Consider the following 23,707-nt stretch of genomic DNA (forward strand, 5'->3'; position numbering starts at 1 on the left):
GTGGCAACCTAACATGCGCCTCATGACCCTGTCCAGTTTCTGGGGAGTGCTATACTGTGACAATGCACCCTGCATGAAGGCAGCAAACAAGCTTGTCAAAGACGCCATTGTCAAGCGCAAAGACGGTATAGTTGAATTCAACTACGCCAAATTGGCTAAAAGTCCAAAGGCTGGCGAAGCAGCCAAAAAGGCGTGCCCATACTACGCGATTGTCGAAGATGAAGGCGGATTTTACACCGATGGCACACCGGTTCAGGAATTATATGAACAGCGCGACTTCTATGAAAATGATAAAAAGCTGACTCGCCGTAAAGGAGCTCTAAAAGGCGCTATCCGCAAATGCACCTTCTGCTCACACCGCCTTGACAGCGGCATGATCCCTGCCTGCGTATCCACATGCATCGGGCGCGCCATGTATTTTGGCGATCTTAACGATCCCAACAGTCTGGTTTCCGAATTGATCAAAAAAGAAAAACCTGGCGTTATCGCACCGACCTTGGAGCCGGAACCAGAATTTACTATATCGGCTATGAGGATCGTAAAAACATTGCTGTCCCCAGCGCTGCCAGTTGCATCGAATGCCATAAATAAAGGAGGGATAACCACATGTACGATACTGAAAAACCATGTAAATTGGGAGAATATTTTGAAAAACTGCCAAAGACAGAGGTATCTCGTCGCGGCGTCCTTAAGTCGGCTGCCTTTCTTGGTGGCTCTGCCCTATTGATGAATCAGATTGAAAGCGCCTTCAAACTGCTGAATGTCGCTAACGCGGCAACAATACCTGCCGGCGACTATCCACTTGCCAAGGCAGGCAGCGTTATCTATTCCTGCTGTCTGCAATGCCACACCGCCTGCCCGATCAAAGTCAAAATACTCAACGGCGTCGCGGTCAAAATCGATGGCAACCCTTTCAGCGAAAACCTCATTCCGAATATCAATTACAAAACCAATCTTTCCAAGGCGGCAAAAATTGACGCCGGTCTCTGCCCTAAAGGTCAGGCTGGCATCCAGAGCCTCTATGATCCGTATCGCGTTGTAAAGGTACTCAAGCGTAAAGGACCACGCGGTTCCAATAAATGGGAAATTGTCTCTTTTGACAAAGCAATAAATGAGATTGTCAATGGCGGCCAGCTTTTCCAGGGAATCGGCGAAAGACTCGAAAGAGGTCGCCGCAGGCAAGATGAAAGTTGTTGAATTCATTCTTTATTTTGGCACCGGCTTTGTCGATGCGAACTTCGGTCCTCCCGCAATGTGCCCCAAAGTTACAGAAAACGTATCTGCCGGCAAGTTGAAGGTTGCCGTTGTTGACCCGCGCATGAGCAAATCAGCTTCACGCGCATTGAAATGGCTGCCGGTAAAACCGACTACTGACGCAGCGCTGGCCCTTGCCATGATTCAATGGATCATTGCCAACAAGCGCTATGACGCCACATACCTTGCCGCCGCAAACAAAGCAGCAGCCAAAGCGGTCAAGTAAACCACCTGGTCCAACAGTTCCCATCTGGTAAAAGTTGAAAAAGGCGTTCCCGGCGTACTGCTGCGCGCTTCTGATGTCGATCTGGGCGATAAGGACAGCTTTGTTGTCTTGAAGAATGGCGCCCCTGTTGCCGTAAAAGCGGACGACGACAAAAATGCCGTTGTTGGCGATCTTGAATATAGCGGTGAGATCAAGGGGATCCAGGTTAAAACCGCATTTACTATCCTCGATGTTCCGAACATCGTCTCAAAATTCCGTCGGCCGACTATTACACCTCTTACCGAAGTTGTAACCGTGTATGGCGAAAAAACCCACTGTTCATTCGAATCGGTTGCCATGGTCGGAAAGATCAAGGCTGTTGAAGGGATGGCGCCAGGCTCAATTGCGGTCTCCTGGTCATTCGGTCACTGGGGCTACGGAGCATCAGATGCGTCAGTTAATGGCAAGACCATCAAGGGGGACAAACGGCGCACCAGCGGTCTTTGCCCGAATGCTGCCATGAAAATTGACCCTGTATTGAAAAACTCCTGCATGACGGACCCGATCGGCGGAAGCGCATCATTCTATGAAACAAGGGTAAATCTGGTAAAAGCATAATTAACTTGGCAAGCAGGCGGGGAGAGTGTTAATTCGCTCTCCCCGCCTTCTTCTGTCTCACGCAACCGATTCAATCCATTGCGCGTCGGGCTGTCGCGACCATGCACACCCCCAGCTTACCTGGTTTCATCAATTGCAGTGATCGCAATGCGCCATCTCCCCCGCCGTGATGGGCAGAATCTGGAGCGTGGCGTGATTGATCCCATATTTATGAACGAGCATCTCCTGGACGGCACGGATGATCGCTTCATGATCCGGAGCCGCGTCGCCGGATTTGATATGGGCCGACAGGAGCTTCTTCTCGGAACCGCTCGCCCAGATATGGAGATCGTTCACCTCCACCACAGCGGGGATAGCCAGCAGGTCATTTTTTACTTCAAGGAAATCAATGCCCTGTGGCACGGAGTCCATCAGGGAGTTGACCGCCTGGCAGACTATCTTGTAGATTTCGCGGGCAATAAAGATACAGATCGTCAGCGAGAGGAGCGGATCGACAAAACGCCAGCCAAAGGCCATGATCAAGAGCGCGCCCACGATCACCGCAAGGGAAAACAGGGCATCCTGTAGAGAATGGAGCCAGGCGCTTTTCATATTGATGTTCCGCGACGACATCTTCTGCAGCAGCAGCGTCGCCGCTCCGTTCCCGACAAAGGCCACAACGGCGACCCAGAGCATCACCTGACCTTGAACCTCCGCGGGCGTCGTGAACCGCTTGATGGTTTCCCAGAAGACGAAGGCGATCACAACGGACAGACCGATGCTGTTGACGAAGGCGGCGATAAACTCGATCTTCCGGTAGCCGTAGGTTTTTCTTTCGTTGGGGGGACGACGGGCCACCTTCTCCGCCCAATAACTGAAGAGCATGTGGGCGATATCGCTCAGGTTGTGGACGGCGTCCGAGATCAGGGCCATGCTCTGGATCAGCAGGCCGAAGACCATCTCGAAGGCAACGATCCCGCCGTTGATCAGGATGGCGAAGATCAGGTTTTTCAGCGAGGCCGGCGTTTGATGGCTGTGGCCGTGGTCGTGGTCATGTTCGTGTTCGTGGTCGTGTCCCATGTTAGTTTATCTCCTTTTTTCTCATACTTTAAAAAAGCGCATCAGCGCATTTCAATGGCATGGCCGCAGCAAGCCGTCATACAGAAGCCGCAGCCATTGCACTTGTCATGGTCGAAAACTATCCGGCCTCCAAGCGGCTCCGCCTCGTCCTCGACGTGTGCAATCGCCCCGTAGAGACAGACCTCAATAGCCTTGCACATCTCCTTGAGGGCGGGACATTTCCGCTTGTCGAGATGGGGTTTCAACATATCTTTCGGGTTTGTCACCATGGACTCCCCTGTCCTTTTTCAGAAAACTCCCGCATTTTACGTTCCAAGACCTTGGCAATCCTCTTCGCTGCGGTTGGCGAATTCGGGGGAAACTTAACTCCTCCGTTCTCGCCCTGCCTATTTCAAACGTTTGTTGCGAACCGCCGAACCGATCTTATCGGACAGGGCGCCGCTAAAGGGCGATACCACCGGAAACGCCACCGAAAACGCCATCATGTACAGACCGGCCGTTTGGGGAGAAATCACCAGAACCTTCTGATAATAAAAAAGAATCAAGACTGTCGGGGTGAACATCGTCACAAAGGAAAGCCAACCTCGCGTGCTTTGCTGTCGCGGGGGATGGAGATGTAGGAGACGATAAACCCGGCGATAAAAACCAGGAAGGTCAGGTAAAAGACCGACTGCCACCCCCATAGCCCGATTGCGATCCCGCCCAGCGGTGCCCCGGCCTTTTTTGTGGAAAAACCCCCGACGTCAGAGGGCTTTATTCTCAACAGAAGCACTTCCTCGGTTTGCCTTCCGCAGGAGGAAGCTCATCCCTGATTCTTCAGGGTGAACGTTAAGCGCCCTCTTGCCATTCTGTTTTTCACCATTTTTTGTCGCTCTTTTATGCGATGAAATTGCCATAAATCATCCCTGCTGCAGTGGACATTACCACAACGATGGCGCAGTAGGTAAGGGTCTTTTTCCAGCCCATAATCCCCGTCAGCGTCAGCATTGCCGGCAGCGACAAGGCCGGGCCTGCCAGCAGCAGAGCCAAAGCGGGTCCCTTTCCCATCCCGGCGCCGAGCAGCCCCTGGAGGATCGGCACCTCCGTCAGCGTCGCAAAATACATGAGCGCCCCCGAAAGCGCGGCGAAGAGATTCGCCCAGAGGGAGTTGCCGCCCACCAGGCCGGCAATGACCGACTCCGGAATCAGGGCCTGGTAGCCGGGACGGCCCAGGAGAAAACCCGCCACAAGAACCCCGCCCAGGAGGAGCGGCAGTATCTGCTTCATGAAGCCCCAGCTTGACTCGACCCAGGAGGTCAGTTCGCCCTTGAAGAACCATGCCTTCAGGATTATGGCCAGAACGATCAGCAGCGCCGCTGTAACATACCACTTGGCGGCGAAGAGAATCTTCCAGACAGCCGCATCACCGGCCGAAGGCCTTGCGAAGGAAGCAAAGATGAGGATCAGCACCATCGTCAGCAAATAGAGGGCATCCTGCCAGAGCTTGCGAGTTTTTTTGTCCTCGTCCGGAAGGTAGATCTGCCCGGCCATCCGGTTAGCGTCATCCTTGCGGAAAATGAACGCCATCAAAAGACCGGTCACGACGGAAAAAACAACCGCGCCAACCGCCCGGGCCAGGCCCAACTGCCAGCCCAGCACCTTCGACGTCAGGACAATCGCCAGGACGTTGATTGCCGGTCCCGAATAAAGAAAGGCCGTAGCGGGGCCGATTCCCGCCCCTCGCATATAGATTCCCGCGAAAAGCGGCAGCACCGTGCAGGAGCAGACGGCCAGAACCGCCCCCGAAACCGAGGCGACCGAATAGGAGAGAAACTTGCTGGCCTGGGCGCCTAAGTACTTTAGCACCGAGGCCTGGGAAATGAAGACCGCGATCGCCCCGGCGATAAAAAAAGCGGGGATAAGGCAGGTCAGGACATGCTGCCGGGCGTAATCCTGGAGCATCATGAAGGCCTCCAGACCCGACCTGCGTATTACCTCATGATTCCAAGGAATGAAATAGGCCGCCAGAAAACCGGCCACGATGATCAATAGTTTTGTTCGTTCTTTCATAACAACCTTTTTCCCTTCCTCCTTGGTTCAGGGACCATACCCTGATATTGCTTATACGACGCACCCGCACCTAAAATACCATCCCGGGATAAATTCCGCAGCAGAGCCCTAAAACAACCCGGGGAAACCGCAATGCCATTAGGCCACGGGAAATTTTCCGAATCACTCGCGGATACGGCACAGCTCTGACCGGCAGAGACCCTCACTCCGGGCGAAGAGCTCCATGATCTTCGGGTCGTCCTCAAGCCAGTGCCGAAGGTTCCCCAAAAGCGAAGCCGCATAGGGGCTGCGGCTGCCGTCGCTCAGCGAGTAGTTCGCCCAGAGACCTTCCTTTTTCCTCACTACAAGCCCCGCAACTTCCAGTATCTTCAAATGCTTGGAAACGGTAGGCTGGGCAATGCCGAGGGCCGCCTGGATTTCGCAAACGCACATCTCGCGCTTCTGAAGCAGCTTCAGCAGCTTCACCCGATTGGGATCGGAAAGCGCTTTCATGACCATGATAAATTCTTCCATAACATCCCCTCAATATTTCTGTTGAGGAATATAGTTGCCATCAAAGCCGTTGTCAAGCAACTTTTTTCCCCTCTAACAACCCCGTAATTGGCGAGCGGTCATCCCTATTTTCTTCTTTCTGAAACCTCAGACAAAAAAAGATGAATCATTATATTCATCTTTGGCTATATTTCCAATATGTAATCTTTTCAGGGATATGAATTTGGGCAGGGCTTTGGGAAAACAGGCTATTCAGGCGGAAAAAAATTTTAAAACGGTCCATCCATTGTGAACAGCAAGCTTGACTTTATAAACATTAAACGTCTCTCCCCTGCTACGCCTCCAGCACCCGCAACAGCGAGGAGGTGTCGTCGTATCCCCAGCCCTTTTCCATCAGAACCCTTAGTTGCCTGGCTACCAGGGTTACCACGGGCAGATCAATGCCGGCATCGTCGGCTATTTCCTTGACAATGCGGAAATCCTTCTCATGCAGGCGCGCCTCGATCCCGGCGGAAAAATCCCGTTTCGCCATCTTGGGGCCCATCATGTCCAGCATCCGGCTTCCGGCAAAACCCGGGGCAATGGCGGCAAGAATTTTTTCCAAATCGCCCCCCTTTTCCCGGGCAAAATGCATCGCTTCGGCTATTCCCTGGATGTTGACAACCTGGACAATCTGATTGCAGGCCTTGGCAAGCTGGCCGCTGCCAGCCGGGCCGACATGGGTAATCGCCTTTCCCAGAAGCTCCAGAAGCGGCCTGGCTTTTTCCAGCGCTTCCGGCTCGCCTCCGACCATAATGGCAAGCGATCCTTCGCGGGCCGCCCTGACGCCGCCGGAAACGGGGGCATCGATAAAAGCGATCCCCTTTTCCGCAAGCGACAGGGCGATATTGCGCGCGGCGACAGCGGAAATGGTGCTGAAAACGATGCAAAGCGCTCCGGGGATCGCGCCCTCGATGGCGCCGTTCGGCCCGAGCAGGACGGCTTCGACGTCACTTGTATTGGTCACCATGACACAGACAAAATCGGCTCCCCGGGAGGCAACAGCGGGGCTTGCGACAACTGTTGCCCCCAGCGCGGCAAGCGGCGCCGCTGCTTCCTGCCGCCGCGCATAGACGCGTAACCGGTGGCCTGCCATGAGCAGACGCTCCGCCATCGGCGCTCCCATGTTCCCCAACCCGATAAAGGCAATTGTTTTTGAGTCAAAGCTGTCTGTTCTTGTCTCGGCCATCTCTTCGTTCCCTCCTGTAATTTCCCACGCCAGTTTTTATCGCCTGTCCAACCAGGCTTAGACGGGGCAACGATACGAAGAACGTTTCCGTGTGTCAACATTTTTTCCGTAAAATGTGAGCGGTTTTCATTAAAAAATTTTGTTGACAGGGCGTTTTCACTCTGGTAGGAAGGAAGTCGTTTTTTAAGATTAATGAAAAGTGTGGATGAAATGACCGTGAATAATGCCTGCAAAAACTGGCGCTGGTGGAGCAAATACGAAGGGGAGAGGTTTGCCGACCGCGCTTGACCATCATTGATGTAAAAAAATACAGCCGTGGCAGCCTCTTTAGGCAGCCACGGTTTTTTTGTTTTCAGGATTAAAAAAGGCCGTGACGATTCGCGGCCTTTTTTAATCCTGAAAATTTATGGAGAATTTGATCATGCATGTACCGGATTTTGAAACCTTCAAAAAACTGGCGAACGAGGGAAACCTGATCCCCGTTTTCCGCGAACTGCTCGCAGATGCGGAAACACCCGTGACGCTGCTGCTCAAACTGGCTGATCGGCCCCGGGTGTTTCTGCTGGAAAGCGTGGAAGGAGGTGAAAAATGGGGGCGTTACAGCTTTCTCGGAACTGATCCGAAGATCACCGTGAGGATTCGTAAAGATCATGTGATTATTGAGGAAAATGGAGAATCCCGGCGAATTCCTCATAAGGGAGACCCGCTCGGAGTTCTGGAGGAGCTGCTGGGGCGCCGGCGCCCGGTGTCCTTGGGGGAACTGCCCCGTTTTTACGGCGGCGCCGTCGGTTTTTTCGGTTACGACACCGTTCGTTATTTTGAGCGGCTTCCCGAGCACCGAATTCCCGGCAGCGATCAAGACGATGCCGTCTTTCTCATAACCGATACCATGGTCATTTTCGACAATGTCCGGCACACGATAAAAATCGTCTCCTCGGCTGCGATCGACGAAGACACGAACCTGCAAACGGCATACTCGGACGCGGTGCGGAAAATCGATGAGCTGCTGGAAATTCTGCGCTCTCCCGCCGTTCCCGTAATCAGCAGTTCCCAACCCCCCATACCGGAGGAATCGTTTCACCCGGAGATAGAAAAACAGGAGTATCTGGCGATGGTTGACCAGGCGCGAGAGTACATCATGGCCGGAGACGTCATCCAGGTTGTCCTGGCGCAACGATTCCACCGACCGACAACCGCGTCCCCCGCTGCTCTCTACCGGGCCCTGCGCTTTGTAAACCCCTCCCCCTACCTTTTCTTTCTGAAGATAGACGACACGCATCTCATTGGTTCCTCCCCGGAGGTGATGGTCCGGCTCGAGGAGGGCATAGCCGAGCTCAAGCCGATTGCGGGGACCCGACGCCGGGGGAAAACCGAGCAGGAAGACCGGGAGCTTGCCGACGAACTACTGCAGGATCCGAAGGAACGGGCCGAGCATGTCATGCTGGTGGACCTGGGGCGCAACGACCTGGGACGCGTTGCTTGCACCGGCAGCGTTCAGGTCAATCGGCTGATGGCGGTGGAGCGCTATTCCCACGTCATGCACCTTGTTTCGCTCTTGCAGGCGCAAATGCAGGAGGGGAAGAACGCCTATGATCTGCTGCGGGCGACCTTTCCCGCCGGGACACTGAGCGGCGCCCCGAAGGTACGGGCGATGGAGATCATTGCGGAGCTGGAACCATCCCCGCGCGGGGCTTATGGCGGGGCGGTGGGTTATTTCAGCTATGGAGGAAACGCAGATTTCTGCATCACGATTCGCACGCTGCTGCTTCGCAAGGGCGAGGTCTTTATCCAGGTTGGGGCGGGAATCGTCGCCGATTCCGATCCGGAAAGCGAATATCAGGAAACGCTGGGCAAGGCGGAGGGGGTTTTCCAGGCGGTGCGCCTTGCGGAAAACGGCCTGGAGCTGTAGCGTACCGACATACGCAGACAGTTGCGGCAAACCGGCGGACGGATGCCAAGGCATAAGCAAAGGAGGGGAAAAATGATTTTGATGATCGATAATTATGACTCGTTCACCTACAATCTGGTGCAGTACATAAGCCAACTGGGCGGCGAGGTGGAGGTGCAGCGCAATGATGCGATCACGCTTGCGCAAATCGAGGCGCTGCAGCCGGAGGCGATCGTCGTCTCGCCGGGCCCCTGCACGCCCGACCAGGCGGGAATCAGCGTCGCGGTGATCCGCCGTTTTCACCAGGAGCTGCCGATCCTCGGAGTCTGCCTTGGACATCAGGCAATCGGCCAGGCCTTCGGGGGGCGCGTCATCCGGGCCAAGCGAGTCATGCATGGAAAAACCTCGCCGATCGCCAATGACGGCAGGACGATCTTTGCCGGCCTTGCCAACCCGTTTACCGCCGGCCGCTATCATTCGCTGATTGTCGAGCGGAACTCGCTGCCCGACTGCCTCGAAATCAGCGCGGAAACCGCCGAAGGGGAAATCATGGGGTTGCGGCACCGGTCGCTGCCGATTGAGGGAATCCAGTTTCATCCCGAATCGATTCTGACGCCGTCCGGCAAAAGGCTCATCCGCAATTTCCTGACAATGGTGAAACATTAACGACGGCCTGCCATCGCAAAGGGGAATGAAAATTGAGGGGCGAACCCATCCCCACCCTTTCCCTCCCCTTGAAGGGGAGGGAAGTTGGATGCAATATTTTCAACAAGTTGAGTTATATTTTCAGATGAAAATGGGGGAGAGAGATATGATCAAGGAAACAATAGCGAAACTGGTTGTCGGCGAAAATCTGCGGGAAGAGGAGATGCTCTCGGCCATGGGGGAGATTATGGAAGGGGCGGCCACTCCCGCCCAGATCGCCGCCTTCATGACGGCGCTTCGGATCAAGGGCGAAACTGTCGAGGAACTGACCGGGGCCGCCCGGACCATGCGGCGAATGGCGACGAGGATCGATGCCCGTTCGTCAGTGGTCGTCGATACCTGCGGCACCGGCGGCGACGGTATGAATACCTTCAATATCTCGACGACAACGGCCTTCGTTGTCGCAGCAGCAGGGTTGACCGTCGCCAAGCACGGCAACCGGGCCGTCTCGAGCCGCTGCGGCAGCGCCGATGTCCTCGAAGCACTGGGCGTCAACATCAACGTCGGGCCGGAAATCATGGAGGAGTGCCTCCAGCAGATCGGGCTCGCCTTTCTCTTCGCCCCGCAACTCCACGGCGCGATGAAATACGCGCTCGGCCCCCGCCGGGAAATCGGCATCCGCACCATTTTCAATATGCTGGGACCGCTGACCAACCCCGCCGGGGCGACGGCGCAGCTCATCGGCGTGTATGATCCGAAGCTTACGGAGATGTTTGCCGGGGTATTGAAAAATCTCGGGACAAAACGGGCGTTTATCGTGCACGGCGGCGGCCTTGACGAGGCGACCGTCACCGGGGAGACGAGGGTCTCGGAATTGAACGAAGGGCTTATTTCCACTTACAATATCGATCCGCTGGATTTACTGGGGGAGATTTATCCGGATAAAGATCTTGCCGGCGGGGATGCCGAAAAAAACGCCGGGATCACGCTGGATATCCTCACTGGAAGAGCCTCCGGGGCGTCCCGGCAGATTGTCGTTCTAAATGCGGCGCTCGCCATCGTCGCCGGGGGCAAGGCAAACACCATCGCCGGGGGGATTGCGGCGGCGCAAGAGTGCATCAACAGCGGCGCCGCCCTGGAGAAGCTGCACGAGCTGAAAGAGAGGAGCAACAATTGATCCTGGCCGAAATTGTTGCGAAAAAGCGGAACGAAGTCGCCACGCGCCAGAAGAAAACACCCTTCAGGGCATTGGCAGAGAAGATTGCCCGGCTGCCTCCGACAAGAGATTTTTCCACGGCGCTGAAGCGGGAAATCGCGATCATCGCCGAGCTCAAGCGGCGCTCTCCCTCTCATGGCCTGCTCCGCAAGGAGTTTGATCCGGCAAAAATCGCCCTTCTCTATGAGAAAAACGGGGCGGCGGCTATCTCGGTTTTGACGGACGAGACCTTTTTTGGGGGAAGCGACAATGACATCGCTGCCGTCAAAAACGCCGTTTTGCTCCCAGTCCTCCGGAAGGAGTTCATTATCGATCCCTATCAGATCGCGGAAACCAGGGCGATCGGGGCTGACGCCCTCCTCCTGATCGCGTCCCTCCTTGGCGAAAGGGAACTCCGCGACTACCGCAAGCAAGCGGAATCACTTGGCCTCGCAGCGCTGGTGGAGGTCCACAGCCAGGAAGAACTCTGGGCCGCGCTTGCCTCCGGCGCCCGCATTATCGGCGTCAACAATCGAAATTTGGATACATTGGCAACAGACCTTTGCGTTTCGCGGGAGCTGGGACCGCTGCTCCCTCCCGGACTGACAAAAGTCAGCGAAAGCGGTATAGAAACAGAAACCGACATCGCCGCGCTGCGCGCGGCCGGGTTCAACGCGTTTCTGATCGGCGGGGCGCTCCTTTCCTCTCCGGACCCTGGGGCGAAGCTGAGAAATTTGACAAAAATGAGGGGAACATGACTGAAATCAAGATCTGCGGAATCACCAACAGCGAGGACGCCCTCGCAGCAGCAGCTTTGGGGGCAAATGCACTTGGGTTTATCTTTCAAGCGACAAGTCCCCGATATATATCTCCGATAGAGGCAAAGGAAATAATAGAGCTGCTGCCGCCCGCCATAACCAGGGTCGGGGTTTTCGTCAACAGCGGTGGGGACGAGGTAAAAAAGACAGCCGACATCTGCGGGCTGGACATAATCCAGTTGCATGGAGACGAGTCCCCGGAATACTGCCGCCGTTTCCCGCCGAAGTCGCTAGTAAAGGCCGTTTTTCTCAGCAGTAATGATGACCTTGCCTGCCTCGGCAGCTACCATGTCCGGGCCTTCCTCGCGGACTCCCGCCATGACGGCCGGTACGGCGGAACCGGCAGGAAGGCCAACTGGGAGCTTGCCGCCCGGGCCGCTGAGAAATATCCGCTGATCCTCGCCGGGGGACTAAGCGAGACAAATATCGCCGCCGCCCTGACAAAGGTGAAGCCGGCAGCCGTCGATATCAACAGCGGCATTGAGAAAGCGCCGGGGATAAAGGATCATGAACGAATGAGGCAGCTCATCGCGGTCGTGAAAAATCATGACCGGGCCTCATCAGGCGGCGGCTCTACCGCTGCAAACGGCATTTTCGCGCACAGAGGCCTTACTTCGCCTGCCATTTCCTGACGGAAGCGCCGTTTGGGACTTCCGCAGGGTACGAAACTTCTTCGCGCAAAGAGCGAGGAAAAACAATTTTTATTGGAAGGAATTAAACGATCATGCAAACCAGACTGCCGGATAAAAACGGCCATTTCGGAATTTTCGGGGGGCGCTACGCGGCCGAAACGCTGATGCCCGCCCTGCTGGAGCTGGATATTGCCTACAAGGCGGCCAGACAGGACAAGAGCTTCCAAAAGGAGTTCAGCTTTTATCTTCATGAGTACGCGGGACGCAAGACGCCGCTCTACGAGGCACGGCGCTTCTCCGAGGCCCTCGGCGGGGCAAAGATCTACCTGAAGCGGGAGGACATGAACCACACCGGCTCGCACAAGATAAACAACACGCTGGGACAGACGCTTTTGGCCCGGCGGATGGGCAAGAAAAAGGTGATCGCGGAAACCGGGGCAGGTCAGCACGGCGTTGCAACCGCGACCGCCGCCGCCCTGCTGGGCATGGAATGCCGGATTTTCATGGGGACGGAGGACATCCGCAGGCAGGCGCACAACGTCTTCCGGATGAAAATCCTTGGGGCCGAAGTCGTACCGGTTTCAGCCGGAACCGCAACCCTCAAGGACGCGATGAACGAGGCCATGCGCGCCTGGGTCGCCTCGGTGCGCGACACGTTCTATGTGATCGGCACAACGGCCGGACCGCATCCCTACCCGGCAATGGTGCGCGATTTTCAGAGCGTCATCGGCAGGGAGGCGAAAAAACAGATCCTGCAAAAGGAGGGTCGGTTGCCCGATCTGCTTGTCGCCTGCATCGGAGGGGGCAGCAACGCCCTGGGGCTTTTTTATCCGTTTCTCGGCGATGGCGCGGTCGCGATGACCGGCGTGGAAGCGGGAGGAAAGGGTCTGACAACGGGGTTTCATGCCGCGAGCATTACCGCCGGGCAAATCGGGGTTCTGCATGGCAACAAAACCTACCTTCTCCAGAGCGACTCCGGTCAGGTTCTTGACGCCTATTCGATCGCCGCCGGGCTTGACTATCCCGGGGTCGGGCCGGAGCATGCCTGGCTTGCCGATAAGGGCCGGGTAAACTATCTGACCGTCACCGACGAAGAGGCCGTGGCTGCCTTCATGCTGCTGTCGCAGTTGGAGGGGATCATCCCCGCGCTGGAGAGCTCGCACGCCCTCGCCCATGCAATCAAAATCGCCCCCGGCATGGCCAGGGAGAAAATAATCATCGTCAATCTCTCTGGCCGCGGAGACAAGGATGCGCAGACGATCTCCGAAAGCAAGGAGGGAAAAAAGTAATGGGAAGAATTGAAGAAAAATTTGTCGCCCTAAAAAAAGAGGGGAAAAAGGCCTTCATTGCTTACATTACCGCGGGCGATCCCGATTTGCGGACAACCGGGATGCTGATTCCTGCATTGGAGCAGGCCGGGGTGGATATCATCGAAATCGGCATGCCCTTTTCCGATCCCGCCGCGGACGGCCCGGTAATCCAGGCGGCCTCTGAACGGGCGCTGAAAAAGGGGATAAGGCTGGATGACATCTTTAAAATGATTGCCGCCGTCCGTAAAAAGAGTCGGCTGCCGATCGTTCTTTTCGGTTATTACAATCCTGTTCTGCACTATGGAAACGCTGCCTTCGCCGCCGCAGCAGGGGCTTCCGGGGTGGACGGAATTCTCGTTGTCGATCTTCCCCCCGAGGAAGCCGATGAACTGCGGCGCTACACGGACCCGGTCGGGCTTTCATTCATCACCCTCATCGCCCCGACGACCGGACTGGCGCGAGTCCGAAAAATGGTTGGCCGGGCGTCGGGATTTCTGTACTACATTTCCGCAACCGGCGTCACCGGAACGGCCAAGCCGGTGCTTGAAGATATACGCAAGGACATGAAAAACCTGCGGACAATTACCTCGCTCCCAACCGTCGTTGGCTTCGGGATCTCAACGCCCGAGCAGGCGGCCGGCATCGCGGCTTTGGCCGACGGCGTGGTGGTCGGCAGCGCCTTGGTAAAGCTGATCGGCGCAAATGGCAAGAGCAACGAGCTGCTTGCGGACATCGCTTCCTTCGCGGCAGGAATTCGTCAGGCGCTCGACTTCGCACCGCTGAATCAGGCCGAATCTCCGGTAAAGGGCGAGAAAAGAAGCTCCGGGAAGAAAAAATCTTGACTTTTCCTCGCTGCAAACAATAGAAACGACCTCGAACAGTGGGTAATAATTTTAGGGAGAAATAACAAGCCAGCATCCATAAGGAGGTATTTTTATGTTAAAGACGCGTATTACCGAGATGTTCGGCATTGAGCGCCCGATTGTCCAGGGCGGAATGATGTGGATATCAAGGGCGGAGCTTGCCGCGGGCGTCGCCAACGCCGGGGGCATCGGCTTCATGACCGCCCTGACTTTTGCGAACCCTGAAGACCTGCGCGCGGAAATCCGCAAGTGCCAAAACCTGACCGACAAGCCTTTCGGCGTCAACCTGACCTTTCTGCCGACCCTGCGCCCCCCGGACTACCCCGCCTATATCAAGGTATGCGCCGAGGAGGGGATAAAATTCTTAGAGACCGCCGGCAGAAACCCTGAACCCTATATGGAACAGATCAAGGCCGCCGGGATCAAGGTGATCCACAAATGCACCTCGGTCCGTCATGCGATCAAGGCGGAGAAAATCGGCTGCGACGCGATCAGTATCGACGGCTTCGAGGCGGCCGGTCACCCGGGCGAGGACGATGTAACCTCTTTGATACTCATTCCGCTGACACGAGACGCTATAAAAATCCCGTTCATCGCCTCCGGCGGTTTTGCCGATGGCAGGGGTCTGGTGGCGGCATTGGCGCTGGGCGCCGATGGCATGAACATGGGGACGCGCTTTGCGGCCACCAAGGAAACGCCGATGCATATCAACCTCAAACAGGCCATTGTTGACCACAGTGAACTCGATACAAAGCTGATCATGAGAACGCTGAAAAACACCGAACGGGTGCTCAACAACGAGATGTCCAGAAAGGTGCTGGAGATCGAAGGCCGGCCCGGAGATACGAAAATTGAGGATCTCATCCCCTACGTGTCGGGGTTGGTGGGGAAACAGATGCTCGCAGAGGGAGACATCGAGAAGGGCAATTTCGCGATCGGCCTCAGCATGGGGCTGGTAAAAGACATCCCCTCCTGCAAGGAACTTTTGGACGGCATTATGGCCGAAGCCGAGGCCATTATCAAAAAGCGCCTGCCCGGACTTGTTTGTTGAGAAGGCATTCGCGGCAATTGTGGGAGTGGTCTTCAAGAACGTGACAACGGAGAAAAAAATGGACATCCAGAAAATGAAGGAGCGACTGATCGAGATTGTTCTTGAAAGGACGTTCAAATACAGCGAAAATCCGCCCTTTACCCTTGCATCGGGGCACAAGAGCAACTACTACTTCAACTGCAAACCGACGACGCTTGACCCGGAGGGGATGAACCTGATCGGGGAGATTCTCTATTCCATGCTGACTACGGTGGATGTAACCGCGGCGGGCGGCCTCACCCTGGGCGCCGATCCGCTTGCCAACGCCCTGGCCGTTATCTCTTTTCAGAAGGGAAGGCCGATTAAATCCTTTATCGTCCGCAAGGATGTGAAGGATCACGGCGTTAAAAACGCGATCGAGGGCAACGTCGCTGTCGGCGAGAAGGTTGTGGTGCTGGACGACGTGATTACAACCGGCGGCTCGACGATAACGGCAATTAAACAGGCGCGGGAGGCGGGGCTGGTCATAAAAAACGCTATCGTCCTGATCGATCGGGAAGAGGAAAACGGTCGTCAGAACATCGAGGCCCAGGGGGTAGTGGTGGACGCCGTTTTGACGAGAACGGAGATTATGAGTCGGTACAAGGGCGGAAATATAGGTTCCCTGAAAACCGTTTAGGGGGTAGACAGCAGAGCCCGCGCCTGGATTACGTCCCTCTTGATCTGCGCGATCAGTTTTGCGGGGCTTTCGAATCGGATCTCGGCGCGCAGCCGCTCGAAAAAAAGAACATCCAGAATTTCGCCGTAGATGTCCTGGTTAAAATCGAAGATATGGACTTCCACGGAGAGTTTGCCGCCGGCAAAGGTCGGATTGAATCCGACATTCACAACGCCGTCATGGCTTTTACCCTTTAAAAGGCAGCGAACGGCGTAAACGCCGTGGGGGGGAAGCAGTTCCTTGTTGGCTTCGACGTTTGCCGTGGGGAAGCCCAGCTCAACCCCGCGCTGGTCGCCGGCAACCACCCTTCCGGAGATGTTGTAGGGGCGACCGAGGAGCGCCGCGGCAAAACGGACATCGCCCTGGAGAATGGCCTCCCGGATTTTTGTACTGCTGACAATTTCACTGCCTGCACAAAACGCGTTCATGGCCTCTACCGCGAATCCCAGTCTCCTGCCTTCCGCAGCCAGAAAAGCCTCATTCCCCTCCCTGGCATGACCAAAGGTGTAGTCGTGGCCAATTATGATCTTTCTGATGCGCAATTTTTCCCAGAGGATCTCCCGCACGAACTCCCCCGCCGTGGTTTGAGAATATTCAAGCGAAAACGGGATAATAAGGAAAGCTCCTATGCCGATCTCACGGAGCAGACTGATCTTTTCCTCGGCGGAGGAGATGAGATAGAAAGGACGTCTGTCCGGGTGGAGAACCATCTTCGGATGAGGGTCAAAACTGATGAGGACCGTCTTGCACCCTTCCCTGCCGGCCTCTTCCGCCATCCTTTGAAAAATGTATCGGTGCCCCAGATGAATCCCGTCGAAATTGCCAATGGTCGCAAAAACCCCCTGCAAATCAGCGGGGATGTTTTCACTGCCGCGAATAATATCCATATAAAAAGTGAGCCTCCCTCAAAGTTTGCGTACATTAGCACCAATCACAGATATTTCAAGGAAAATCGCCTTATTTAATATATATCCGCTCCTAACGAAACGGGCGCCGGTATTTTCTTGCCATCGGGAAGAACAGCCGGCGCTTTGCCCGATCATTAAAAAGGGAAGTATCCAACGCGCGCCGTCTTTTTAACTTGACAACGGCCAAGGCGTCATTGTAAAAAGCGCATCGTTTCGTACACGGAAACAATGCCGAAGTGGCGGAATTGGTAGACGCGCTAGGTTCAGGGTCTAGTGGGCGTACGCCTGTCCGGGTTCAAATCCCGGCTTCGGCACCATTTTTAGATTTTTTTAGTTGAAATGGGAGGTTAGATATCGGGTCTAACCTCCCATTTTTGTCTGGGGTGCTTTATTGTAAGAACGCAAAAAGGTTGAGGTTATTTACTGCCCATAATTGACGGAACGGCCATGACGGAACAACGGATTTACTATGAAGACACGGATGCCGGCGGAGTGGTTTATTACGCCAATTACCTGCGTTATCTTGAGCAGGGGCGATCGGAATTCCTGCGGGAACGAGGTTTTTCCGTTCTGGCACTCCAAAAACAGGGATATCTGATAGTCGTAATGCGGTTGGAGATCGACTATCTCGCGCCGGCCATACTGGATGATCTCATCCGGATTGAAACCGCTGTGCAGGAAATCGCCGGCGCAACCTGCACCCTGAAGCAAAAGGTGGTGCGTGTTGCAGACGGGAAAACGCTCGTAGATGCAAGAGTAACGCTGGCCTGCCTCGGACCCGGGCAAAAGGCGCGCCGGTTTCCCAAAGAGCTGCTGCGGGCATTAAAATCAGACGAGGTGCCATTGGCATAAATCAACCATTCTTTATCTTGCATCTGCCGGGAAAAAGTTTTACCAATCAGCCAACCGTGACAATACAAAAAAACTTGGGAGGCGCCATTATGAGCAAAAAAGTTCTGGTACTTTTGGGAAGTCCTCGGAAAAAAGGCAACAGCGCCATTTTGGCGGATCAGATCATCAGGGGAGCAAAGGCAGGAAAGGCGAAGATAGTAGAAACCATTTACCTGCAGGGGAAAAACATCGCTCCCTGCAGAGCCTGCATGAGTTGCCAGAAGAAAGGCAGCAAGGGCTGCGCCATTCAGGATGATATGCAGGATATCTATTTGAAGCTTATTGAAGCTGACGCCTGGGTCATCGCCAGCCCTGTTTACTGGTTCACAATGTCGGCGCAGACCAAAATCTTTATGGACAGGTGTTTTGCACTTCCTGCCTATAACAGCGATCCCTTCCGGGGGAAAAGGATTGCCATCGCCATGACTTACGGCGACGAAGATCCGGTGAAATCCGGCTGCATCAATGCCTTGAGAGCTTTCCAGGACGCCTATGGCTATACGGAATCCCCGATTATCGGGATGGTCTATGGCAGCGCCATGGATGCCGGAGAGATTCGCTCCAACGAAAAAGTGATGCAAGAGGCGTTTGCTCTGGGGAAGAAACTGGCCGCAGAATGAATTTTAAGGGCAATGCCCGACATTGAAGCTCCAAAAAGGACGGCCGCCGCAAAAATTTTCGGCTTGAAGGTGTAATATTTTTGAAAGCACGGCCAGTTACAGGAGGCGTTATGCCCAGAGTCATGATCCATCCCTCGGCCTACGACACGGTTAAACTTGCCGTTGACAGGGCTTTTTCGCTCTTTCCCCTGGCGCTGCAGGGCAAGAAGGTACTGATCAAGCCTAACGTGCTAAGGGGGTCGGCGGTGGAAGAGGGAGTGGTTACCAATCCAGCCGTACTGAGGGCCGTTGTGGAAAAAGTGGAAGGCATGGGGCCGGCCGCTCTTGTGGTCGGAGATAATCCCGGTATTTTCGGATATGGCGCCAACGAAGCCTGTTTCAGGCAAACCGGGTTGATGGCTGCCGCCAAGGGATACTATCAAAATATCGGCAACGACGCCCGCAAGGTGGCTTTCAACCAAAGCTTTATGCCCGAGGTCAGCGTCTCCCAGGCGGTGCTCGATGCCGACGTGATCATCAGCCTGCCCAAATTCAAAACCCATGGGTTGACGGTGATGACGGGCGCGATAAAAAACAGCTACGGCTTCCTGCCCGGCGCTCAAAAAGCCATGTTGCACAGGGCCTCCGGCAACCCGAAGCGTTTTCAGGAGTTGGTTGTCGAAGTTTTCCGGCTGCGCGTGCCCGATTTGTTCATCATGGATGCGGTGGTCGGCATGGAGGGCAACGGCCCCGCTTCGCCCGACCTGCGCGACATCGGTCTGATCCTGGCCTCCGACAATGCGGTCGCCCTGGATGCAGTGGTCGCCTATATGATGGGTTGCGAGCCGGCGCAGCTCCCCTTTCTTCAGTGGGCAAAAAAACTCGGTCTGGGAGATTTTGACATCGAACAAATTCAGATCGACGGCAAGTTGCAGCGCATACCCGACTTCAAGTTGCCGCCGCTCAGCGGCAGCGCCATTGCCAGCAATGTTACCGTCCAGGATTTCTTGCACAGCCGGACGACGCTGCGCCCCCAGGCCGATCCGGCGCTGTGTACAGCGTGCGGCGCCTGCACAGCGCAATGTCCGGTCGGCGCATTGTCCATGAATAAAGACTTTCCGGAAGTTTCAGCCGAAAAATGCATCGTCTGCTTTTGTTGTCAGGAGATTTGTCCGGAAAAGGCCATGTCGCTGTGCCCGCCCCTGTAAATCCGGATATGCTCCGTCCGGAAAGAATTTCTTGACAAGATACCTTCACGAATATATAGCCGCAAGGAAATATACAGTCGTTCCCGGGGAGTAACTCCTGGGCGCCTGCGGTAAATGACGCGTCCGCCCCGGGTGCAGCGCAGGACACGGAGGAATTGATCATAACAGCCTATCTCGACAAAAAAATAGGGACGCTGCCGGCAAGGAAATCTTCCGCAATCAGGGTTTCATGAGCGAGGAGAAAATCAAGGAGCAGCTCGCAAAGATGGGGGTTGTCTGATCCACCACTGGCGGCAAGTGATCGGAAACATATTTATTTTAAGTAATATGACAGGAGAATTTTATGGAAGAGTTTATCAAGGTCATGAAAGCGCTTTCCGATCCTAATCGGGTAAAGCTGCTGAAACTGCTTCAGAAGCGGGAGATGTGCGTCTGTGAAATTCAGGCGGCGCTCGAGATCGCCCAGCCCACGGTCTCCAAACATCTCAAAGTCTTGGAGAAGGCGGGCCTCGTAGGCCGCAAGAAAGACGGCCTCTGGGTGAACTACTTCCTGGCCGACGGCACCCGGAGCCCGTATGCGGCAAGCCTTCTGGGGAACCTGCGCCATTGGCTGGATAACAATCCGCAGATTCAGGAGCTTACGGAAAGGAGCGCCGGGATCAGTCGTAATTATCTCTGCGGCGGCCGCGAATGAAAAGCTCATCCCTGGCATTTTTTTAAGGAAAGGCAGCGAACCATGAAGGAGGATATGGTCAGGAGTATTTTCATGAAAAGAAATTGTCCCAAAGTTATTGTGGTTATTTTGTGTTTGTCGTTTCTGCTCTTTTTGGCGCCGGGAAATCTCGTTTACGCTGCGGAACAGGTTCCCGTCAAGGGAATGGTCACAATGATCGATCTGGGCGCTGGCGAGTGCGTTCCCTGCAAGCTGATGGCGCCAATCATGGTAAAGGTGGAAAAGGCTTATGCAGGGAAAGCCGCCATTGTTTTCATAGACGTCTGGAAGGACCCGGCCCCGGCCAAGCGCTTTGGCATCCGGTACATACCAACGCAGATCTTTTTTGATAAAAAAGGCAGGGAGGTTTTCCGGCATGAGGGATTTTTCAGTGAGGAAGATATCGTCCGCCAGTTCAGAAAAATGGGTATAAAATTGGAGGGATGAACATGCTGACGCCATTTTTTCTCACTATCAACGACTGGATCACCAGCGCGACCTACCTTGCGGCCCTGGGCTGTCTTCTCTGGGGAATGGTCAGCGTTCTTTTCAGCCCCTGCCATCTCGCCTCCATTCCGCTGGTCGTGGCCTACGTGGCCGGGCAGGATCAGGTCCTCAAACCCCGGCAGGCCGCCCATTACGCCATTCTTTTTACCGCGGGGCTCTTCATCACGATCGCCCTGATCGGCATTGTCTGCGCGCTTCTGGGCCGGATGCTGGGGGATGTGGGCAGCTACTGGCAGATCGTGGTCGGTCTCGTTCTGATCTGGGTCGCCCTGGGGATGCTCGGGGTAGAGAAGTGCAACTTCTCCGGCAGTCGGCTGCAAAGGCTGAACGTCAAGGGCCTGCGCGGCGCTTTTCTTCTGGGGCTTGCCTACGGGGTGCTTTCCGGCTCTTGCACCTTCGGCTTCATCGCCCCGATCCTGGCTATCATCACGGTGCAGCAGCAGGTGCTGACGGGGATCTTTTTGATCCTGCTTTTCGCCTTGGGCCACTGCCTTCCCATTGTGGTCGCCGGCAGCTCGACGGCGCTGGTGCGGCGCCTGACCGAAAGCCAGAGCTGGATCGGCTCGGGAGACTGGTTTCGCAAGAGCGCCGGGGTCGTCATCGGCCTTTTGGGAATCTACTTCATCGGGAGCCCCTTCCTAATTGGATGATTCTGCGCGATGAAGCAAGTATTTAATTTATTACGGTGAATTTTAGTTTTATTTGCATTTTTTTAAAAACTGTGTAGTATGCGCCCGTTTCTTACAGCGAGTGATGAAGGAGAGGGCTAATGCAGGACTACTGGATAAAAATCAGCGAATCGGAAGATGAGGGAATAAAATATCATCATTTTTTAATAACCGCACAAAATCAGGCCGAGGCAAGAAAATTCGCAATGGCGTTTATCGAGCGTTTCATCGACGACGATGAGAATCCGGAGGCCATTGAGAACGGTTATTCATTTTACAACAATGCGGTATTTGTTCGTCTGGTTTCGGTAAAAGAGACAACAAAAGAGGCCTTCAAAAATTTTCTTCTGAAACTCCATACCATCAACATGGGATGATGCTTATTTTCGCAGCAGTTCCGCCAGCGCCCCAGTGTTTCGCTCGGCGATCAGTCCTTTTACCAGGGAAAGGTTTTTCTCGTAACATTCGACAACCTGCATGATATGGGGATTTTTTGTAAGAATTGACGCGTACAAGTCAGCATTGGCCCCAAATACCCTGGCGCCCAGCGCTTGTTTTGCCCGGAATATCGGGGTCGAAAATGCCCCCAGTTCTGATTGCTTTCTGCCTGAATCCCGCAGGGCAAGCTCCATCAGGATCGTATTGAAATGGGTCAGCCCCTGGATAAGGGACATCATTCGGTCGTGCTCCGCGGGGCTTGTTATGGTCACCCGGGTGCCGCGCGCCTCAAAAAGCCCACTCAAAAAAGATAGCCAGCTCTCCCCCCGGCCGGGGCAGAGGATGATGTTGTTGCCATGCAGCGAGGAAACGTCTGGCCCAAAGAGGGGGTGGCAACCTATTACTTCGGCGCTGGTTGCGGCGAGCATTGCCCTTACCGATTCTTCCTTCAGAGAGGTAAGATCCATCAGGAGCGAGTCAGCGGCAAGATGCGGCCCGATTTTCCTGATAACAGCGATTGTGGCGGCAATGGGGACGGCCACGACAACGATGCGGCAGAGGGCGGCGAGTTCAGCTGCCGGCAAACCCGTTTTTCTCCCCGCTACATGAACGGCGTATCCTTCCCGGACAAGAAAATCGGCGAACCACTGACCGATCCCTCCGGTTCCTCCAATAATCCCGATCGCAAAGTCACTCATCAGTCACCCCGCCCCCTTGGATCGCCCGCTGCCGAAGCAGGTGATCGGCAAGCGCCAGGCAGACCATCGCCTCGCAAACCGGAATGATCCGGGGAATAGCCGCCGCATCGTGTCTGCCTCCGATTTCGACAGTAACGGGGTTGCCGTGAATGTCTATGGTATCCTGCGCAAGCGCGATCGAGGGAATCGGTTTGCAGGCAGCGCGGATGACTATTTCGTTGCCATTGGCAATGCCCGCCAGGATGCCGCCGGCATTGTTAGTCCGGAAGCCCTCCTTTCCCATCTGGTCATTGCAGGTGGAACCGGTCATTCTTGCCGCCGCAAAGCCGGCCCCGATCTCCACGCCCTTGACCGAGCCTATCCCCATCAAGGCGCCGGCCAGATCGGCATCTAACTTGGAAAAGACCGGCGCCCCAAGGCCGGCGGGACATCCGCGGACGATAACCTCAACAATCCCGCCCACGGTATCCCCCGCCTTTCTCGCCTCCGCGAGGCGGGCGATCATCCTTTTTTCCGCTTTCGGATCGGGACAGTAAAGCGGCCCGGCGGGGCGCGCCGCAGGGACGGGCCCGGCGGCGGATATTCCGCCCAACTCCCGGGTAAAGGCAAACACCTCCATTCCGGCCGCAGAGATTATTTTTCGCGCGACGGCGCCCGCCGCAACCCGGCCGGCAGTCTCGCGGGCGGAAGCGCGCCCGCCGCCCCGGTGATCGCGAATCCCGTACTTGGCCTGGTAGCTGAAATCGCCGTGACCCGGCCGAAAAAGATTCCGCAACCCTTCATAGGCGCCTTCATCGACATCCCGATTGCTGATTAAAAGAGAAATAGGCGTTCCCGTTGTCTTTCCTTCAAAAACCCCCGACAGAATCTGCACAATGTCTTCCTCGCGTCTGGGACTTGTCGAGGGCAGCCCGCCGGGCTTGCGTCGCTCCAAATCCTGCTGGATATCGGCAACGGTCAGCGGAATCCGGGGAGGACAGCCGTCGATCACCGCCCCGATCGCCGGACCGTGCGATTCCCCCCATGTTGTTACCCTGAACAATGTGCCAAATGTGTTGCCGGCCATGATCACCA

30 protein-coding genes and 1 tRNA gene are annotated in these 23,707 nt (G+C 55.4%); 21 read left to right on the plus strand and 10 right to left on the minus strand.

All coding sequences use genetic code 11. The annotated features are described in order from the left end of the window. Window positions 1–73: 73 nt before the first annotated feature. The 4 genes from K0B01_03625 to K0B01_03640 all read left to right on the plus strand — a co-directional run bounded on the left by K0B01_03625 (window position 74) and on the right by K0B01_03640 (window position 2,077). Entirely contained in the window at window positions 74–727 is a 654-nt protein-coding gene (locus tag K0B01_03625) for a hypothetical protein (GenBank protein MBW6485225.1), read from the plus strand. Further along, entirely contained in the window at window positions 727–1,197 is a 471-nt protein-coding gene (locus tag K0B01_03630; GenBank protein MBW6485226.1) for a hypothetical protein, read from the plus strand. Before K0B01_03625 ends, K0B01_03630 begins: the two co-directional genes overlap by 1 nt. Then, window positions 1,184–1,480, plus strand: coding sequence for a molybdopterin-dependent oxidoreductase (locus K0B01_03635; GenBank protein MBW6485227.1), 297 nt, complete (start codon window positions 1,184–1,186; stop codon window positions 1,478–1,480). The genes K0B01_03630 and K0B01_03635 overlap by 14 nt, the downstream gene beginning before the upstream one ends. Before the next feature lie 108 nt (window positions 1,481–1,588). Beyond that, a complete protein-coding gene (locus tag K0B01_03640; protein MBW6485228.1) occupies window positions 1,589–2,077 on the plus strand; it encodes a hypothetical protein in 489 nt (162 codons plus the stop codon). A gap of 129 nt (window positions 2,078–2,206) precedes the next feature. On the opposite strand, the gene K0B01_03645 is transcribed toward K0B01_03640, so the two are convergent. From K0B01_03645 to K0B01_03675, 7 genes are all read right to left on the minus strand, one after another. After that, the gene (locus tag K0B01_03645) at window positions 2,207–3,136 is read right to left on the minus strand and encodes a cation diffusion facilitator family transporter (GenBank protein MBW6485229.1); all 930 of its coding nucleotides are present in this window, start codon (window positions 3,134–3,136) and stop codon (window positions 2,207–2,209) included. 41 nt (window positions 3,137–3,177) lie between these two features. Then, entirely contained in the window at window positions 3,178–3,405 is a 228-nt protein-coding gene (locus tag K0B01_03650; protein MBW6485230.1) for a 4Fe-4S binding protein, read from the minus strand. Window positions 3,406–3,522: 117 nt separating this feature from the next. Next, window positions 3,523–3,705: a hypothetical protein gene (locus tag K0B01_03655; GenBank protein ID MBW6485231.1), complete on the minus strand. Its 183-nt coding sequence runs from the start codon at window positions 3,703–3,705 to the stop codon at window positions 3,523–3,525. Then, complete coding sequence (locus K0B01_03660; GenBank protein ID MBW6485232.1) at window positions 3,702–3,899, minus strand: hypothetical protein; 198 nt, start codon at window positions 3,897–3,899, stop codon at window positions 3,702–3,704. The genes K0B01_03655 and K0B01_03660 overlap by 4 nt, the downstream gene beginning before the upstream one ends. Window positions 3,900–4,012: 113 nt before the next feature. Continuing rightward, a complete protein-coding gene (locus K0B01_03665) occupies window positions 4,013–5,185 on the minus strand; it encodes a permease (protein MBW6485233.1) in 1,173 nt (390 codons plus the stop codon). A 162-nt stretch (window positions 5,186–5,347) separates the two neighbouring features. Beyond that, the gene (locus tag K0B01_03670; GenBank protein MBW6485234.1) at window positions 5,348–5,698 is read right to left on the minus strand and encodes a metalloregulator ArsR/SmtB family transcription factor; all 351 of its coding nucleotides are present in this window, start codon (window positions 5,696–5,698) and stop codon (window positions 5,348–5,350) included. A 313-nt stretch (window positions 5,699–6,011) separates the two neighbouring features. Beyond that, a complete protein-coding gene (locus K0B01_03675) occupies window positions 6,012–6,905 on the minus strand; it encodes an NAD(P)-dependent oxidoreductase (protein MBW6485235.1) in 894 nt (297 codons plus the stop codon). A gap of 421 nt (window positions 6,906–7,326) precedes the next feature. On the opposite strand from K0B01_03675, the gene trpE reads away from it, so the two are divergent. The 9 genes from trpE to pyrE all read left to right on the plus strand — a co-directional run bounded on the left by trpE (window position 7,327) and on the right by pyrE (window position 15,965). Continuing rightward, on the plus strand, window positions 7,327–8,814 hold the full coding sequence (trpE, locus tag K0B01_03680) for an anthranilate synthase component I (protein ID MBW6485236.1): 1,488 nt from the start codon (window positions 7,327–7,329) through the stop codon (window positions 8,812–8,814). A 72-nt stretch (window positions 8,815–8,886) separates the two neighbouring features. After that, window positions 8,887–9,459 (plus strand): aminodeoxychorismate/anthranilate synthase component II, encoded by a 573-nt coding sequence (locus K0B01_03685; protein ID MBW6485237.1) that lies wholly within the window; start codon window positions 8,887–8,889, stop codon window positions 9,457–9,459. 145 nt (window positions 9,460–9,604) lie between these two features. Then, entirely contained in the window at window positions 9,605–10,615 is a 1,011-nt protein-coding gene (gene trpD / locus K0B01_03690; protein ID MBW6485238.1) for an anthranilate phosphoribosyltransferase, read from the plus strand. Further along, window positions 10,612–11,391: an indole-3-glycerol phosphate synthase TrpC gene (gene trpC, locus K0B01_03695; GenBank protein ID MBW6485239.1), complete on the plus strand. Its 780-nt coding sequence runs from the start codon at window positions 10,612–10,614 to the stop codon at window positions 11,389–11,391. The genes trpD and trpC overlap by 4 nt, the downstream gene beginning before the upstream one ends. Continuing rightward, window positions 11,388–12,083 carry a phosphoribosylanthranilate isomerase gene (locus K0B01_03700; GenBank protein MBW6485240.1) on the plus strand — a complete coding sequence of 232 codons (696 nt, stop codon included), beginning with the start codon at window positions 11,388–11,390 and terminating at the stop codon, window positions 12,081–12,083. The genes trpC and K0B01_03700 overlap by 4 nt, the downstream gene beginning before the upstream one ends. A gap of 92 nt (window positions 12,084–12,175) precedes the next feature. After that, window positions 12,176–13,372: a tryptophan synthase subunit beta gene (gene trpB / locus K0B01_03705; protein MBW6485241.1), complete on the plus strand. Its 1,197-nt coding sequence runs from the start codon at window positions 12,176–12,178 to the stop codon at window positions 13,370–13,372. Next, window positions 13,372–14,235, plus strand: coding sequence for a tryptophan synthase subunit alpha (gene trpA / locus K0B01_03710; protein ID MBW6485242.1), 864 nt, complete (start codon window positions 13,372–13,374; stop codon window positions 14,233–14,235). The genes trpB and trpA overlap by 1 nt, the downstream gene beginning before the upstream one ends. A gap of 94 nt (window positions 14,236–14,329) precedes the next feature. Further along, complete coding sequence (locus K0B01_03715; GenBank protein ID MBW6485243.1) at window positions 14,330–15,307, plus strand: nitronate monooxygenase; 978 nt, start codon at window positions 14,330–14,332, stop codon at window positions 15,305–15,307. A gap of 58 nt (window positions 15,308–15,365) precedes the next feature. After that, window positions 15,366–15,965, plus strand: a complete 600-nt coding sequence (gene pyrE / locus K0B01_03720) for an orotate phosphoribosyltransferase (protein MBW6485244.1) — start codon at window positions 15,366–15,368, stop codon at window positions 15,963–15,965. Here pyrE and K0B01_03725 read toward each other — a convergent pair. Beyond that, entirely contained in the window at window positions 15,962–16,891 is a 930-nt protein-coding gene (locus K0B01_03725) for a bifunctional riboflavin kinase/FAD synthetase (protein MBW6485245.1), read from the minus strand. The two genes, pyrE and K0B01_03725, sit on opposite strands and share 4 nt — an antisense overlap. A gap of 251 nt (window positions 16,892–17,142) precedes the next feature. On the opposite strand from K0B01_03725, the gene K0B01_03730 reads away from it, so the two are divergent. The 8 genes from K0B01_03730 to K0B01_03765 all read left to right on the plus strand — a co-directional run bounded on the left by K0B01_03730 (window position 17,143) and on the right by K0B01_03765 (window position 21,874). Next, a tRNA-Leu gene (locus K0B01_03730) sits at window positions 17,143–17,229 on the plus strand. 130 nt (window positions 17,230–17,359) lie between these two features. Continuing rightward, on the plus strand, window positions 17,360–17,764 hold the full coding sequence (locus tag K0B01_03735; protein MBW6485246.1) for a YbgC/FadM family acyl-CoA thioesterase: 405 nt from the start codon (window positions 17,360–17,362) through the stop codon (window positions 17,762–17,764). A gap of 89 nt (window positions 17,765–17,853) precedes the next feature. Continuing rightward, complete coding sequence (locus K0B01_03740; protein MBW6485247.1) at window positions 17,854–18,423, plus strand: flavodoxin family protein; 570 nt, start codon at window positions 17,854–17,856, stop codon at window positions 18,421–18,423. A 110-nt stretch (window positions 18,424–18,533) separates the two neighbouring features. After that, the gene (locus K0B01_03745; protein MBW6485248.1) at window positions 18,534–19,610 is read left to right on the plus strand and encodes a DUF362 domain-containing protein; all 1,077 of its coding nucleotides are present in this window, start codon (window positions 18,534–18,536) and stop codon (window positions 19,608–19,610) included. A 343-nt stretch (window positions 19,611–19,953) separates the two neighbouring features. Then, entirely contained in the window at window positions 19,954–20,304 is a 351-nt protein-coding gene (locus K0B01_03750; protein ID MBW6485249.1) for a metalloregulator ArsR/SmtB family transcription factor, read from the plus strand. Window positions 20,305–20,376: 72 nt separating this feature from the next. Next, a complete protein-coding gene (locus K0B01_03755; GenBank protein ID MBW6485250.1) occupies window positions 20,377–20,769 on the plus strand; it encodes a thioredoxin family protein in 393 nt (130 codons plus the stop codon). A 38-nt stretch (window positions 20,770–20,807) separates the two neighbouring features. Then, on the plus strand, window positions 20,808–21,479 hold the full coding sequence (locus K0B01_03760) for a cytochrome c biogenesis protein CcdA (protein ID MBW6485251.1): 672 nt from the start codon (window positions 20,808–20,810) through the stop codon (window positions 21,477–21,479). Between the two features lie 119 nt (window positions 21,480–21,598). Continuing rightward, window positions 21,599–21,874 carry a hypothetical protein gene (locus tag K0B01_03765; GenBank protein ID MBW6485252.1) on the plus strand — a complete coding sequence of 92 codons (276 nt, stop codon included), beginning with the start codon at window positions 21,599–21,601 and terminating at the stop codon, window positions 21,872–21,874. 3 nt (window positions 21,875–21,877) lie between these two features. Here the strand turns inward: K0B01_03765 and K0B01_03770 are convergent, their stop codons facing one another. Together K0B01_03770 and aroC are read right to left on the minus strand one after the other, a co-directional pair. Next, entirely contained in the window at window positions 21,878–22,633 is a 756-nt protein-coding gene (locus K0B01_03770) for a prephenate dehydrogenase/arogenate dehydrogenase family protein (GenBank protein ID MBW6485253.1), read from the minus strand. Then, window positions 22,626–23,699, minus strand: coding sequence for a chorismate synthase (aroC, locus tag K0B01_03775; GenBank protein ID MBW6485254.1), 1,074 nt, complete (start codon window positions 23,697–23,699; stop codon window positions 22,626–22,628). Before aroC ends, K0B01_03770 begins: the two co-directional genes overlap by 8 nt. Window positions 23,700–23,707 lie beyond the last annotated feature (8 nt).

This window comes from Syntrophobacterales bacterium, assembly GCA_019429105.1.
Taxonomy (GTDB): Bacteria; Desulfobacterota; Syntrophia; order Syntrophales; family UBA5619; genus DYTH01.

Coding starts and splice junctions, on each gene's coding strand:
- trpB (MBW6485241.1), top strand. CDS start 12,176: ATGCAAACCAGACTGCCGGATAAAAACGGCCATTTCGGAATTTTCGGG.
- K0B01_03670 (MBW6485234.1), bottom strand. CDS start 5,698: ATGGAAGAATTTATCATGGTCATGAAAGCGCTTTCCGATCCCAATCGG.
- K0B01_03685 (MBW6485237.1), top strand. CDS start 8,887: ATGATTTTGATGATCGATAATTATGACTCGTTCACCTACAATCTGGTG.
- K0B01_03725 (MBW6485245.1), bottom strand. CDS start 16,891: ATGGATATTATTCGCGGCAGTGAAAACATCCCCGCTGATTTGCAGGGG.
- K0B01_03755 (MBW6485250.1), top strand. CDS start 20,377: ATGAAAAGAAATTGTCCCAAAGTTATTGTGGTTATTTTGTGTTTGTCG.
- aroC (MBW6485254.1), bottom strand. CDS start 23,699: ATGGCCGGCAACACATTTGGCACATTGTTCAGGGTAACAACATGGGGG.
- K0B01_03715 (MBW6485243.1), top strand. CDS start 14,330: ATGTTAAAGACGCGTATTACCGAGATGTTCGGCATTGAGCGCCCGATT.
- K0B01_03770 (MBW6485253.1), bottom strand. CDS start 22,633: ATGAGTGACTTTGCGATCGGGATTATTGGAGGAACCGGAGGGATCGGT.
- K0B01_03630 (MBW6485226.1), top strand. CDS start 727: ATGAATCAGATTGAAAGCGCCTTCAAACTGCTGAATGTCGCTAACGCG.
- K0B01_03765 (MBW6485252.1), top strand. CDS start 21,599: ATGCAGGACTACTGGATAAAAATCAGCGAATCGGAAGATGAGGGAATA.
- trpD (MBW6485238.1), top strand. CDS start 9,605: ATGATCAAGGAAACAATAGCGAAACTGGTTGTCGGCGAAAATCTGCGG.
- K0B01_03750 (MBW6485249.1), top strand. CDS start 19,954: ATGGAAGAGTTTATCAAGGTCATGAAAGCGCTTTCCGATCCTAATCGG.
- K0B01_03700 (MBW6485240.1), top strand. CDS start 11,388: ATGACTGAAATCAAGATCTGCGGAATCACCAACAGCGAGGACGCCCTC.
- K0B01_03635 (MBW6485227.1), top strand. CDS start 1,184: ATGAAAGTTGTTGAATTCATTCTTTATTTTGGCACCGGCTTTGTCGAT.
- K0B01_03745 (MBW6485248.1), top strand. CDS start 18,534: ATGCCCAGAGTCATGATCCATCCCTCGGCCTACGACACGGTTAAACTT.
- K0B01_03675 (MBW6485235.1), bottom strand. CDS start 6,905: ATGGCCGAGACAAGAACAGACAGCTTTGACTCAAAAACAATTGCCTTT.
- K0B01_03650 (MBW6485230.1), bottom strand. CDS start 3,405: ATGGTGACAAACCCGAAAGATATGTTGAAACCCCATCTCGACAAGCGG.
- trpE (MBW6485236.1), top strand. CDS start 7,327: ATGCATGTACCGGATTTTGAAACCTTCAAAAAACTGGCGAACGAGGGA.
- K0B01_03625 (MBW6485225.1), top strand. CDS start 74: ATGAAGGCAGCAAACAAGCTTGTCAAAGACGCCATTGTCAAGCGCAAA.
- K0B01_03735 (MBW6485246.1), top strand. CDS start 17,360: ATGACGGAACAACGGATTTACTATGAAGACACGGATGCCGGCGGAGTG.
- trpA (MBW6485242.1), top strand. CDS start 13,372: ATGGGAAGAATTGAAGAAAAATTTGTCGCCCTAAAAAAAGAGGGGAAA.
- K0B01_03645 (MBW6485229.1), bottom strand. CDS start 3,136: ATGGGACACGACCACGAACACGAACATGACCACGACCACGGCCACAGC.
- pyrE (MBW6485244.1), top strand. CDS start 15,366: ATGGACATCCAGAAAATGAAGGAGCGACTGATCGAGATTGTTCTTGAA.
- K0B01_03665 (MBW6485233.1), bottom strand. CDS start 5,185: ATGAAAGAACGAACAAAACTATTGATCATCGTGGCCGGTTTTCTGGCG.
- K0B01_03740 (MBW6485247.1), top strand. CDS start 17,854: ATGAGCAAAAAAGTTCTGGTACTTTTGGGAAGTCCTCGGAAAAAAGGC.